General features: G+C 50.9%; 12 protein-coding genes. 2 read left to right on the forward strand and 10 right to left on the reverse strand.

The annotated features are described in order from the left end of the window. Positions 1 to 38: 38 nt before the first annotated feature. The 5 genes from ACYVSB_RS00870 to ACYVSB_RS00890 form a co-directional block, all read right to left on the reverse strand. On the reverse strand, positions 39 to 950 hold the full coding sequence (locus ACYVSB_RS00870; protein WP_461218049.1) for a sce7725 family protein: 912 nt from the start codon (positions 948 to 950) through the stop codon (positions 39 to 41). Beyond that, the gene (locus ACYVSB_RS00875) at positions 947 to 1,663 is read right to left on the reverse strand and encodes a hypothetical protein (protein ID WP_461218050.1); all 717 of its coding nucleotides are present in this window, start codon (positions 1,661 to 1,663) and stop codon (positions 947 to 949) included. Before ACYVSB_RS00875 ends, ACYVSB_RS00870 begins: the two co-directional genes overlap by 4 nt. Positions 1,664 to 1,715: 52 nt before the next feature. After that, positions 1,716 to 2,228, reverse strand: a complete 513-nt coding sequence (locus ACYVSB_RS00880) for an acyl-CoA thioesterase (protein WP_461218051.1) — start codon at positions 2,226 to 2,228, stop codon at positions 1,716 to 1,718. Positions 2,229 to 2,354: 126 nt separating this feature from the next. Then, on the reverse strand, positions 2,355 to 3,689 hold the full coding sequence (locus tag ACYVSB_RS00885; protein WP_461218052.1) for a replication-associated recombination protein A: 1,335 nt from the start codon (positions 3,687 to 3,689) through the stop codon (positions 2,355 to 2,357). A 31-nt stretch (positions 3,690 to 3,720) separates the two neighbouring features. Then, positions 3,721 to 4,071 carry a hypothetical protein gene (locus tag ACYVSB_RS00890; RefSeq protein WP_461218053.1) on the reverse strand — a complete coding sequence of 117 codons (351 nt, stop codon included), beginning with the start codon at positions 4,069 to 4,071 and terminating at the stop codon, positions 3,721 to 3,723. A gap of 284 nt (positions 4,072 to 4,355) precedes the next feature. Here ACYVSB_RS00890 and ACYVSB_RS00895 point away from each other — a divergent pair, with 284 nt between their 5' ends. Continuing rightward, positions 4,356 to 4,622: a hypothetical protein gene (locus tag ACYVSB_RS00895; protein WP_461218054.1), complete on the forward strand. Its 267-nt coding sequence runs from the start codon at positions 4,356 to 4,358 to the stop codon at positions 4,620 to 4,622. A gap of 5 nt (positions 4,623 to 4,627) precedes the next feature. On the opposite strand, the gene ACYVSB_RS00900 is transcribed toward ACYVSB_RS00895, so the two are convergent. The 5 genes from ACYVSB_RS00900 to ACYVSB_RS00920 all read right to left on the reverse strand — a co-directional run bounded on the left by ACYVSB_RS00900 (position 4,628) and on the right by ACYVSB_RS00920 (position 10,422). Continuing rightward, complete coding sequence (locus ACYVSB_RS00900; RefSeq protein ID WP_461218055.1) at positions 4,628 to 5,470, reverse strand: SDR family oxidoreductase; 843 nt, start codon at positions 5,468 to 5,470, stop codon at positions 4,628 to 4,630. A gap of 228 nt (positions 5,471 to 5,698) precedes the next feature. Beyond that, positions 5,699 to 6,706, reverse strand: coding sequence for an aspartate--ammonia ligase (gene asnA, locus ACYVSB_RS00905; RefSeq protein ID WP_261805949.1), 1,008 nt, complete (start codon positions 6,704 to 6,706; stop codon positions 5,699 to 5,701). Between the two features lie 347 nt (positions 6,707 to 7,053). After that, positions 7,054 to 7,485, reverse strand: coding sequence for a hypothetical protein (locus ACYVSB_RS00910; protein WP_461218056.1), 432 nt, complete (start codon positions 7,483 to 7,485; stop codon positions 7,054 to 7,056). A 187-nt stretch (positions 7,486 to 7,672) separates the two neighbouring features. After that, on the reverse strand, positions 7,673 to 7,798 hold the full coding sequence (locus ACYVSB_RS00915; RefSeq protein WP_263853232.1) for a hypothetical protein: 126 nt from the start codon (positions 7,796 to 7,798) through the stop codon (positions 7,673 to 7,675). Positions 7,799 to 7,884: 86 nt separating this feature from the next. Beyond that, complete coding sequence (locus ACYVSB_RS00920; protein ID WP_461218057.1) at positions 7,885 to 10,422, reverse strand: M1 family metallopeptidase; 2,538 nt, start codon at positions 10,420 to 10,422, stop codon at positions 7,885 to 7,887. A gap of 292 nt (positions 10,423 to 10,714) precedes the next feature. On the opposite strand from ACYVSB_RS00920, the gene ACYVSB_RS00925 reads away from it, so the two are divergent. After that, positions 10,715 to 12,856, forward strand: a complete 2,142-nt coding sequence (locus ACYVSB_RS00925; RefSeq protein WP_461218058.1) for a BspA family leucine-rich repeat surface protein — start codon at positions 10,715 to 10,717, stop codon at positions 12,854 to 12,856. Positions 12,857 to 12,961: the final 105 nt, after the last annotated feature.

Genomic DNA, 12,961 nt, shown 5'->3' on the forward strand with positions numbered 1-12,961 from the left:
AAGACCAACTCTCAACAAAGAACCCCCATTAACACTAATCAGCTGTTCAACAGTCGTCCCATCAGCTGCAAATGATGCATCAAACTGAGTTGCTTAACGATGCCCAATCCAGGAAACTTTTGTTGAGTGTGGTAGGCTAGTAAAGCTGATAAGGCTGGTGTTTGATTCAACCCACGCAAATGTTCCGGCACCCAGACAGCCAGCTTGGCCAAGGCTTCAAAGAATTTCTGCTTTTGCCCGGACATGGTGGCGTTGCTGTCGGAAATAAAATGGTGGACGCGCAAGCTGCCATCCGCCGTGACGTAAACGATGTGGATGGCGATGGCGCGGGACGGCATTCCCTTGTCGAAATAATAACTGCCGCTGATGCCATAGTCACCAAAGCCTTCACGGTCAGGGATCGTGCGCCACCAATTAGCCGGCGCGAAAAAAGCATCAGGCAAGGTGGCGTAGTCCTCAACCTGACCCACAAACGGCATGGGGTCGGTCAGCGCCAAAGCCTTCGTCCCCGCCAGTTGACGCAAGCGAGCTTCATCTGGCACCAAAATACCACTGACTTGTTGGAACACATTGGTCGCCGCATAAGCGCGCAACAATTCGTAATTCGGCGCGATCAACAAACTCCGCTGTCTCGGGCCAGTCTCCAAGAAGTCATGGCTAAAGTCCGGCGCTAAAATCGCGCTAGGGTAGTAAAAAGGCAATTGGCTAAAGTCAGGCAGCGGATAAAGTTTCTCACTATTCAAACCGTAAACACTGACTTGAGGGTTAGCAATCACACTAAAGGGATGGCGGGCCGTGATCAAGGCCGCCACTGTTTGTTGCAACTCGCGGGAATCACGGACTGGTTCGATTATCGGAACGATCTGCGGCGCCAGCTCGCCATTGGTGACCAACGCTTTTAATCCGCGCAAATCATACATGCGGCCACGTAAATATGGGAAATATCTCATAGTTGCGTGCCCAGATCTGGGTGTTGTAGTTGGCGATACTGCAATTGTAACGCTTGATATTCCGCGTTGCGCGCGTCCAACTCTTCTTGCAGCGCGGTCAACTTCTCATCCTCCAGTTCTTCATTGAAGCGATCGAACAAATTGGCCTCCGGTTGGTAAACATCATAGCCCACCTGGGACCGCTTGCGTAACTCCTTATACAACTGGTCATCAGAATACAGTTGCAATCCCTTGGCCACCCGTTTGGCCTTGTCGACCTCGCGAAACAACGAGCTGATGAAGTGACTGGTCAGCTCCTGTTCGTCGACCTGTAGTTCTTGATACTGTGCTTTTTTCGCCACCGTTAAGAAACCTGGCGCCCGCAAGGTTTGTGGGGCCAGCGCCACGGCTTCTTGGTCAAAAGCACGATAGATCAAGACGCCAACTTTGCTAGGGATCTCCCCGGCGACTTGCTCGTAAAGTTTTTGCGGGAGGACGAAGTAATTATAGTGACCAATGAAGGACAGTTTGGCTTGCGAATGGAAGTCTGCCTTGGTCACTTTCAATTCGTAGCAGCGCCACTGGACCTCGCCGTTGGCCAACTGTTGATAACTTAGAGTGTCGACAATGCCCTGATCCGCGGGCATCGCCACTTCTTCCACCACATAGGCGCCCTGCTCCAAGCAAAATTGATACAAGGTTGCTTCTAGTTGTAAAGTTAATTTTGTTTTCATAAGGACCTCGAGTGTTGACTGCCTAGTAACAATGCCCATTGCGCACGTAAATTTAACGCTGCCAGGGCAGATCTAGACTGATTTGTTGACGGAAAGCCGCTTGTGCTTGTAAATGAACGCGCCGTGCCGCTTGTCGTTGCGCGTAACCTTGACAAAGTGCTTGATACTCCTGATTTTCGCCAGCCACAACTAGTTGTGGTAGAACCAAATCACGTTCGGTCACCACAAAGGTGGCAAAGCACGTCAGCCCTAAGAAGCGCTGGCCTGTTTGTAAATGCTCGCCGATGATCTTGGTGAAAACTTCGATCGACCGGTGACCGATCCCCGTCACATAAGACTCGGCGCAAAGCGAGTCTTGCAAGCGAAAGGGCTGGATGAAATCAACGCGATCGATGGCCGCGGTGACGGTTTCCACTCGCGCCACTCGTGAGGCTGGGATCGAGGCGTTGTCGTCAACGATCGCCAAGATTTTACCGCCAAAAACGGTTTCGTGTTCGTTGAGATCCGCCGCAAAAACCCGGTGATTACTGATCGATAAAGTTTGTTCAACACTGATTGTCGCCATATTTTCCCTCTGTTCTGTGATTGGTCACCCGGCTTCACGCGTGATTACTCTCGTTGGCACTTCAGCGCCTCAGCGAGACCGGCGCCGGCGCTTAATCGTCACCAGCATTAATGGCTCGACATTTGTTTACGGTGTCGGCTGGTCATGTTGTTGGTGCCACTGTTGCAAATAGGCCAGCCGCTTCTTGAAACGCGCTTCGTTGCCTTGTTCGGTTGGTTCATAATATTGATGCCCCGCTAGTTCCGGCGGCATTGTTTTCATCGTCGTTAATTTGTCGGCATTGTCGTGGGCATATTGATAATGATCGCCATAACCTAAGTCCGCCATTAATTTCGTCGGCGCATTACGGATCTGCAAAGGTACCGGCAGATTGCCCGTCCGCTTGATTTCTTTCTTCGCGCGGGCATTGGCCAGGTAAACCGCATTGGATTTCGGCGCGGTCGCTAAATAGATCACCGCTTCCGTCAAATGAACTTCGCATTCCGGCATGCCGATCTGCTGGCAAGCCTGGAACACCGTCACGGCCAAGGTCAGCGCGTGGGTGTCCGCCAACCCAATATCCTCGCTTGCAAAACGAACCAAGCGACGGGCAATATAAAGGGGATCTTCGCCACCGGCCAGCATGCGCGCCAGCCAATAGATCGCGGCGTCCACATCACTGTTGCGCATTGACTTATGCAACGCCGAAATAATATTATAGTGTTCCTCGCCGTGTTTATCATAGCGCAAGGATTTCGTGTTGATCAACTGGTCTAACGCCGCGCTATCCAACCGAACTCGTTGATGACTCTGATCGGCGTTAAGCACGGCCATTTCCAAGGTATTCAAAGCCACGCGCGCATCGCCATTGGCAAATTCCGCCAACATTCGCAAAGCCTCGGCATCCATGGTCACGGTCACACCGGGAAAGCTGGTCGGCTGGGTGATCACCCGTTGGAGCAACTGTTCAAGATCCGGCACCGTCAATGATTTCAGCACGAAAACCTTACACCGAGACAACAGCGCCGAATTGATCTCAAAGGAGGGATTCTCTGTCGTCGCGCCGATCAAAATAATACTGCCCTTTTCCACAAAAGGCAAAAACGCATCTTGCTGGGCTTTATTGAAGCGATGGATCTCGTCCACAAAGACGATCGTGCGCTGGCCGATCTCCCGATTGAGCTCCGCTTCTTCCATGATTTTACGAATATCCTTGATGCTACTGGTAACTGCGCTGAAATCAATGAATTGCGAAGCCGTTTGCTGGGCGATGATCCGGGCCAAAGTCGTTTTGCCCACACCGGGTGGCCCCCAGAAAATCATCGAACTCAGTTGATCCTCATCGATCAATTTGCGCAACAGCTTGCCAGGACCGAGTAATTGTTGTTGCCCCACGAAATCCGCCAATGTATCTGGCCGCACTCGATTGGCTAAAGGCGTATTGTTATCATTGGCGCCATCGAACAAGGACGCTTGTTTCATTATAATCACCTAACTTATCAAAACCTGACCGTCACTCAATTGCTACCATGATTGTAACATAATGTCGAACCGGTGTTTGCCTTAATGCGATCAACGTTACTCTGATGGTTTCTATGATGTCCGCAGCTTGCGCTGCGAAATTCGGGGTGAGCTCGCTGTGGGCGCTGTTTTGAGCCAATCCGCAAAGTGCGCGGCTTGTCTCAAAATCAGGCCTTGTCCTAAGCGGCAGAGCCGCCAAGGACAATTTCACGGCGATCTCACCCCGAATTTCTCCGCTCCAGCCGCTCAACGTTTTAACAGCCGTTTGAGCGCTCCCGCCTACTGGCAGGCTATGGTCAATTGATGAGGAGCCACGCAATTGACGACCTTGGGTAGTGGTCACCAGCTTTAAATCGGTGACACCAGTCCAGTCTGTCTGATGAACTGGGACAGGTTCTTGATGAATCAGCTGAATCAGTCAGTTTCCACCCATGAATCATTAAGGAAACAAATAGAGATGTTCGGCCTACGCAAAATGTCCTGACTTCCTAATCCGAACCCGTTGGTGTTACCGTACCACCCCAAAAGTGGGCAATTGGTTTGACCTCTACCTCGCAAAACCACTTCATCAAATCCTTCGCCTCGATTGCAGATAGGCTCAATTCTGTCTAGCAACCGCCTCAGGACGTGTGGCTCAGCGGTGAGATTATTCTTAGCGATTTATCGCTTAGAATAAGGCCTGATTTTGAGACAAGCCGCCGGGCTTGCGGATTGGCTCAAAACAGTGCCCACCGCGTTCCAGCCACGACAAACGTCCTGAGGCGGTTGCGTCCCCACCCAAACCCACTACACCCGCAATCAAGCACAGGTTCAAAAAAAGCATGCTCGCCAACCGACGATCATGCTTTCGTGTATCTAATTTATCCTGAGATTCTTTCCGCAATAAGGCAGTAGCACGCTTAATTCGTTGTTCCAGGTCGCAGGGGTCCATAGAAATAAGCGGCGGTGGCGCCACCATCGATCAGGAAAGTGGACCCGCTAATAAAAGCTCCCGACTCACTCATCAATAAATCGGCCACATTCGCGACTTCATCAGCGGTGCCGGGGCGCCCTGCCGGCGATTTAGCAAACATATTTTTGTAAAAATCGCCACGCGGACCATTGAACTCATCCAAGGCTAGCGGTGTCACAATGATTCCCGGCGCGATGTCATTCAACCGCGCGCCCCGTTGACCCCATTTGACTGCTTCGGCCATCACGCGTTTCTCATTGCATCGTTTAGCCAATTGGTAAGCGTGCAACGAATCGCGGACCTGTTCTGGTTGTAACAAGGGCAAATCCAAGAGCTCTTCGGTCGGCGTCAACGCTAGCTGTTCATCCTCCGCCGCCGTTAGCGCCGGCATGCGATGGCCTGATTGGCTGGAGATCGTCACGCCAACACCGTCGGGTGCGATCACCTGGCCAACTTCTTCGAGTAAGACCGCCGTGCCGTAAAGATCGACCTGTAAAATCGTCTCGATCGACGCTTGGCTTGGCGAAACACCAGCCGCGTTCACCAAGGACTTGATCACGCCAAAACTTTGAGCGGTAGCCAGCAACTGTTTGATTGACGTCCGTGACGCCAAATCCAATTCCACCGGCAGCGCATCAAAACCCGCCTCGTTCAGGATTTTAGCCATCGCTTGGGCATGGGCCAAGACCTTGTCACCCAAAATAATTTTCTTCCCCACACCCATTCGCCGGGCGATCGCCAGGCCGATTTGACCAGCGCCAGTTACAATCATGACTTCTCTTGTTTTCATCTCATGTGCCTCCATCGTTTTTGTTTCACTTTAACAATGAGCTTAGGTTACTCCCTTAGAGTAAGACGAAGGCAAGCGCTTGGCAGAAAATTTTTAAATAATAAAAAAGCCCACCGTCATTCATTCGCAATACGGTATTTCAAACGAGTTTCCCGTTCAAAATACCGTATTTTGACACTATCGCTACAAAATTCTGATCATCAGACCCCAATCAACGTTTAGATTCACTTACAAGATCTGGATCCGCTTGGCCGCACATTGATCCAACATCGCTTGCGGCCAAATACTCGCTTGGACTTCACCAACATGTGCTTTGCCCAGCAGCAACATGCACAACCGCGACTGGCCGATCCCGCCGCCGATCGTGTATGGTAATTGGTGATTCAAAACCTGTTGATGATAAGGAAATTGCAGCCGTTCCTCCAAATTCAGTTCCCGCAATTGCGACACCAGCGAATCCTGATCCACCCGAATGCCCATGCTGGAAATCTCCAAGGCCATTTGCAACGGCTCATACCAAAAGAGAATATCGCCATTCAATTGCCAGTCGTCATAATCCGGCGCGCGATCATCATGACGTTCACCATTGCGCAGGCGACCGCCGATCTGCATGAGAAAAACACACCCCAGTTCGCGACAAATCGCATTTTCACGTTCCTTATCATTGAAATCAGGATAACGATCCGCCAATTCCTGCGTCGTCACGAAATGGATCTGCTCAGGCAAATGATGGACCGCTTGCGGATAGCGATACCAAACTTCGTGTTCCATATGCTTGATCACTTTAAAAATCGTCTGGACCGTTTCCTCTAGCGTGGTCAAGGTCCGCTCGTTTTTGGCGATGATTTTCTCCCAATCCCACTGGTCAACGTAAGCCGAATGGATATTATCCAGCTCCTCGTCCTTACGAATCGCGTTCATATTGGTGTACAAGCCTTCGTGCATTTTGAAACCATAACGCTTCAAGGCGACCCGTTTCCACTTCGCCAGCGAATGAACGATCTCGATCCGTCGATCCGGCAGATCCGCCATGGTGAAATGGACCGGCTCCTCCACACCGCTCAGATTATCGTTCAACCCTGTCGCCTGGTCAACGAACATCGGCGCCGACAGCCGGGACAGATTCATTTCCCGACCAAACTCATCCTGGAAAGTCTCCCGAATAAAACGAATCGCTTTTTGCGTTTCTGGTATCGACAATTTGGGGTCATAGGCCGTGGGAATCACTAATTTCATTGCATTTTCCTCCTCGATTTTTCCATAAAAAAAAGTCTCTCATCCCTAAATCTAGGGACGAAAGACTTCGCGGTACCACCCAAGTTGCCTGTTCACGAACAGACCACCTCAATAGTGTACAAACATACACCACCGATGGTAACGTACCGGCAACGGCTCGACCTACTTTGATCCGCGGATCATTTTGACGAGCAACTAAGCAAGTGTTTTTCAAACGGGGCAGGCACTGGTTGGGTTTTCACTATTCCCAATTCACTGTCAGGCTGGCGAGTTTTACTTGTCTTGCTTCTTGTTTTTTTGTTCTGTGAATTTAATCTTACCAGATTCGTCTGAATTGTAAAGCCCCTTCACCAAAAATAATCTGGCTCCGCGACAGAGTGTGAGCCGACCTGAATTGCTTCTGAGCATTGGCCTAGCAAAAGTAGCTTGGCCGCAGCTTGCGCTGCGAGAATCGGGGTGAGCTCGCTGTGGGCGTCACTTTGAGCTTCGCAAAACCCGCGAATCTCAAAGCTGAGCCTTGGTCTAAGTGGCACAGCCACTAAGACCAATTTCACGGCGATCTCACCCCGATTCTCTCCGCTCCAGCCGCTCAACGTTTTAACAGCCGTTTGAGCACTCACGCCGTCTGGCAACAAGCTATTGCCAATTGATGGGGAGCCACGCAATTGGCGACCATGGTTAGTGGTTACAAGCTTTAAATTGGTAACACCGGTACAGTCTGTCTGATGAACAAAGTCAAGTTCTTGATGTATCAGTCGAATCAGTCGTTTTCCATGCACGGATTGTTACGGAAACAAGTAGAGATGCTCAGCCTACGCAAAATATCCCGAACTCCTGATCCGAATCGGTTGGCATTGTCGCACCATCAAAAAAATTGGCGATTGTTTTAATCTCTCGCTTGCGAAACCACTTCGTCAAATCCTTCGCCTTAATTGCAGATAGGATCAATTCTGCCTAGCAACCGCCTCAGGACGTGTGGCTCAGCGGTGAGATTATTCTTAGCGATTTATCGCTTAGAATAAGGCTCGATTTGAAGACAAGCCGCTGGGCTTGCGGATTGGCTTCAAACGATGCCCACTGCGTTCCAGCCACGACAAACGTCCTTAGGAGGTTGCGTTCCCATCCAAACCCACCACACCTGCAATCTAAGCAAGCAACTCAAATACTATCCAACAATGTTATTTAGCAACAACAGCTGCTACAGCAGCATTGACTGCCGCCTGTTCGTCAGCAATCAAGGCGACGCGACCTTCAATCACTTTGGTATCCATCTTGATCTCCCGCATCAAGCCGGACTCGTTGATTTTCGGCTCAAAGAAAGCCTTGAATTCAGCCAGCCGCTCTGGGGTGCGGAACGCGCTTGTGGTCACCGTGATGTAGGTTGGGAATTCCATGTCGCCACCAACGGTTTTTCCTAGCCAGGACCATTCGTTGCGCAACCAGTCCCAAGCCGCTTGTTGACCAGCTTTGTTATTCAAAACATTGCTGTACCAAGCTCGTAGGTCTTGAGGTTTGATGGTGTCCGCATCTTCAAAGGCGGTTACCAGTCGGGCAATCAAGTCTGGATCCGGCGTCTTGGTCAACGCGAAGCACAGGCTGCTCTTGTAGCTGGCGTCAGCGGAATGACGATAATCCGCTAACAAGCGGTCGAAGAGTGCTGCCGAGCCGTAATGGACCACTTCATTGGCCAAAATATACGGCCGTGTTTCCGCCGGCAAGGACCCCAGATCAGCCTGATTCGCGCTGAAAATCTCGTGTGCCGCCGCAATGGCTTGCCGATTCTTAGCGTATTGAGCCGCGTCCAAAATAAATGGTCGGGTCATTTGGTCATCGATCGATTCACCGGCTTGGGCCGTCCAGCCTAACCGCGCCATTTGCCCAGCGCTCAACTGATCGACAAACGCCTGTAAGTTTTTCTCAGCGGCGGAGTCTGGTTGAACGAATTTCTTGAGGTTGTTCACCACTCGGTACAAGGCCGCGTTGGTCAGGCTCGCGGCGCTGTTGGCGAATTTTGGTAAAAGTGGCACTAAGTCAGCGTAGGAAATCTGGTGTCCTTCTGCAAGTAAGCGCAAGTCTTGCAAAATCTGTAATTGTGAGATCGGGTCCATTGCTGGCGCCTGTTGCAAAAGATCGGCCAATAACGTCTGATCATAGTTGACGATAAAGTGAGAATTATTCCCTACATTCAAACGGAACGGCTGGCCCACCGCGGCGCGCAGGGTGGCATAATCGCCGAGCACAACTTGCTTCTCAGTCATGATCGTTGGGGCGGCGTCATAATTACTGTTCAATGGGATTTGCCATTGGCGGCCAGACTCTTGACCAGCGCCAATGAAGAATTGTTGCTGGCTAACGGTCAATTGTCCAGCAACCACGCTGGCGCTGACCACTGGATAGCCTGGTTGTTCCAGCCAAGACTGCATGATCGCGCCAACATCCATTCCTGAAGCCGCGCCTAAAGCTGCCCACAGATCAGCCCCGGTGGCGTTGCCATATTGATGGGCGGCGAAATAATTCTTCAAACCAGCTCGCAAAGCCTCATCGCCTAACAGTGCCCGAACCATCACCAACATCCGCGCCCCCTTGGCGTAAACGATGGCGCCGTCGAACAAGGAATCGATCTCGGCTGGATCCTCCACCGTAACATGGACAGATTGCACGCCGTCCGTGGCATCCCGCGTCAAAGCCGCCGGCACATCAGACTTTTGGAATAATTCCCAAACATGCCAATCTGGTTCGATCGCGTCGATTGCCACGTATTCCATCATATTGGCAAAACTTTCATTCAACCACAGATCATCCCACCACTTCATCGTCACCAAATCGCCAAACCATTGATGGGCCAATTCATGGGCGATCACCGTCGCGACCAACTGCTTCATCTGTAAGGCCGTATTGTCCGGATCGATCAACAAGTAGGCTTCGCGATAAGTTACCAGACCCCAGTTCTCCATCGCGCCGGCGGAGAAGTCAGGTAAGGCCAACTGCCAAGAATGGGGCAGTGGATAAGGTGTTTGATAGAAGTCTTCGTAAAATTCGATCGACCGTTTGGCAATATCCAAAGCAAAATCCAGTTCTTTGGCCACATGAGCTTTCGTGCCAAAAACACCGACTTGAACGCCACTCTTGGTCGTCGTCAATTTACTTTGCAACTCGCCAAACGCGAAGGCAACCAAGTATGTCGACATTTTAACCGTGGTCGCAAAATAATGGACGCCATTTTCCACGCGCAGTTCTGGCATGTTGCTCAAAGTGGTTTCGCCTGGTCGCTCATCATATTTGATGGCCAAATCAAAGGTCGCTTTGGCTTCGGGTTCATCCACACAGGGGAAGGCTTGCCGAGCAGCGTTGGTTTCAAATTGCGTCCCAATGATCTGTTCCTTGACACCGTTCAATTCATAGTAGGAAGGATAGATCCCCATCATCGTGTCGGTCAACGGCGCGGTATAGGTAATCGTCACGGACACAGCGCCTGCTTGTGGTAATGCGATCCGCAGGGCATCATTTGCTTGATCCAAGGTAAAGGGCACTGCCGCGCCGTCTGCGACAACGGTGGTCACTGCCAGATCCTTCTGATGGATCGCGATTTGGGCCGTGCTCGCCTGCCCGCTGATCGTGGTTTTCCCGCTGATCACCTTCGTGCCGCGATCGATGTCGAGATAAACTTGGTAATGGTCTGGTTGAAATGCCTGATAAAAACGCGTTGTTTCTGTCATGATTGCCTCCAATAATAATAATTTGATGAGAAAAATTAATAGATTCATTATACAACTTTCCCCAACAAATTACAGCCAATCCAGCCCGTTCTTCTATGATCTGCGCGGACCGATCAAGATTTGCCGCGCGCACATTCGCTGGCAAGTCCACCCACAGCGTTTCCACGGCATTAATCTTTACTTTTTTCTGGTCATCTGCTATGTTTAGCTTGCAAGCATTATGTCTAGCTATGTTTCGGCAAAGTTTGGGGAAGAATTTGATTATCGGCTTTGACACAAACAGGGGGAAACCATGAAAACTAAACAGCAACCACCACTCGCTGGCCAGCAAACGGTCGCCGTGAACAAACCACGACGACTGCTTTATGCTGGCTGGTTTTGTCTTTGCGGCTTGATGTTATCCAATCCGATCACTGTGCCAGCGGCCACGATTTTGGCGGCGACGGCCACGACATCGCCATCAGAGGGCGCAACAAGCAACACCCAGCCTCGTAGCAATGCCACTTTACAATCAGCTGAGTCTATCCCTGGCAGCGATCAGCTGGTGGCAACACCGATCACAACGGACCCAGTTCCGGTCCCCTCAGTTACGGCGACAGTGGCAAAACTTGACGAACAAGCACAGGCCGATCAGGGTGACCATGGCACCACCGCGTCCACCGAGATCACCGAATCACAGACCACCGAAACGCCCACACCAGTAACTTCGGAAACAGACCAAGTTTTGGAGAACGGCACCTTCGGAACGGTCGCTTGGCGTCTGGAGGATCAAGCTGGAACATTGGTGCTTTACCTAGGTGGCGGTGAATTAGGCGAGATTGCTTTTGATTACAATATCACCGATCCATCCCAGCGTTCCAAATTACCTTGGTTAAGCAAGCAAGCTAAGATTCAAAAAGTTGTTTTTGAGGGTCCCGTGACTGCCCAGGCAACAACGGATAGTACGGGTACTTTTCGCAGTTTAGCCGGCCTTTTCGATAATATGCGGTCTCTGACCGTCCTTGAAAATATTTCGCAATTACAAACAGCCCAAGTCAATGATCTGAGCTATCTCTTAAACGATTGCGCGTCACTGCCAGCAATCGACCTGACCCATTTTGAAACCAGTGCCGCCACCGATTTCTCACAAATGTTCTCGGGTTGTTCGAGCCTAACAAGTTTAGATGTCTCACCTTTGGATACTAGTGCCGCTATTTATATGCCTGGTATGTTCGCTGGGACCAAGACCCTAACCGAAATTGTTGGTTTAGATGAAATGACCACCACTCAGGTCACGAACTTCAGTGCCATGTTTGAAGGGTGTTCCAAATTAACAGAGTTAGATATCACGCATTTCAATTTCAGTCAGGCTGCGGCGATTTATAGCATGTTTACCGATTGCTTACAGCTAAAGAGCCTGGATTTGAGTGCTTTTGCCTCGCTGTCTGACACACCGATACAACCACCCTATTCCTATTCATTGGATCAAATGTTCTCAGGGTGCTCAAGCCTGACCGCATTAGATCTTCGACCCTTTGCGGATAAGCCGCTAGGTGATTTGTCACATACCTTCTCTGATTGCGCCAGTTTGGAATCGATAAATTTGACCGGTCTGGATACGAGCAATGCCAAAACCATGGACACGATGTTTTTAAACACCAATTCATTACATCGACTGGACCTCAGCCACTTCCAGACGGGAAACTTGACCACTGCGATGGGCATGTTCGCATCGATAAATTTGAACACAGGTGAGCCTAGTGGCTTGAGTCAACTGGAAGATTTGGACATTTCGGGGCTGACCACCACGCAACTAGACGACGATGGACTGGATATGATGCTGACTGGCCTCGTTAATTTGAAAAAATTGAAGCTTGGTGCAACCACCAAATTAACGACCGCGGTTGGCCTGCCGGAATCCTCGGGACGAGACGGCAAATGGCAACAAATTGACGATGACGCTGCGGTTTTCACCAATGAGAAATTGATGGCGTTATACAACAAATCACCACGGGCAGCAACCTATGTGCCTTGGGGGCAAGTGCCTGATGAAGGTGACGGTTCCGAGACTCCCGGTGGCGGCGGTTCCGAAAGTCCCGATGATGGTGACGATGGGAACAATAACGGTGAACAACCTGATGACGGCGACGACGGTGACGACGACACGATCGCACCAGAGCCTGATGATGATCAAGATATCGAGAATGATTCTGGCGATGACGGGACTGAGCAGGACAATCAGGCCGATCCTGACGAAACCACGGTGGATCCTGAACGGCCACTTTTGCCTGCGACCGGGGCTGAACCTGGCGCACCCGATCGACTGCCCCAGACTGCCGAGACCCGCAACAGGCGGAATCAGCAACTAGGCATGCTGTTGCTTAGTGGGGCCCTGTTAGGCTTAGGCGTCATGGTGTTCCCGCGGAGAAATCACGGATCAAAGCGCCCTCATTAGTCTCCAGCGCAAAAGGGTGATCGTATTTTGCTTGAAATAGCGCTAGTCCCTTTAATCCGAGAGTAAAAGACCAGCTCAGATGAGCTGGTCTTTTACTGTTGCCAC

The organism is Lapidilactobacillus salsurivasis (genome assembly GCF_054785215.1).

Bases quoted from the DNA above. Each gene is read 5' to 3' on its own strand.
- ACYVSB_RS00870 (WP_461218049.1), bottom strand. From the start codon at position 950: ATGAGATATTTCCCATATTTACGTGGCCGCATGTATGATTTGCGCGGA.
- ACYVSB_RS00875 (WP_461218050.1), bottom strand. From the start codon at position 1,663: ATGAAAACAAAATTAACTTTACAACTAGAAGCAACCTTGTATCAATTT.
- ACYVSB_RS00880 (WP_461218051.1), bottom strand. From the start codon at position 2,228: ATGGCGACAATCAGTGTTGAACAAACTTTATCGATCAGTAATCACCGG.
- ACYVSB_RS00885 (WP_461218052.1), bottom strand. From the start codon at position 3,689: ATGAAACAAGCGTCCTTGTTCGATGGCGCCAATGATAACAATACGCCT.
- ACYVSB_RS00900 (WP_461218055.1), bottom strand. From the start codon at position 5,470: ATGAAAACAAGAGAAGTCATGATTGTAACTGGCGCTGGTCAAATCGGC.
- asnA (WP_261805949.1), bottom strand. From the start codon at position 6,706: ATGAAATTAGTGATTCCCACGGCCTATGACCCCAAATTGTCGATACCA.
- ACYVSB_RS00920 (WP_461218057.1), bottom strand. From the start codon at position 10,422: ATGACAGAAACAACGCGTTTTTATCAGGCATTTCAACCAGACCATTAC.
- ACYVSB_RS00925 (WP_461218058.1), top strand. From the start codon at position 10,715: ATGAAAACTAAACAGCAACCACCACTCGCTGGCCAGCAAACGGTCGCC.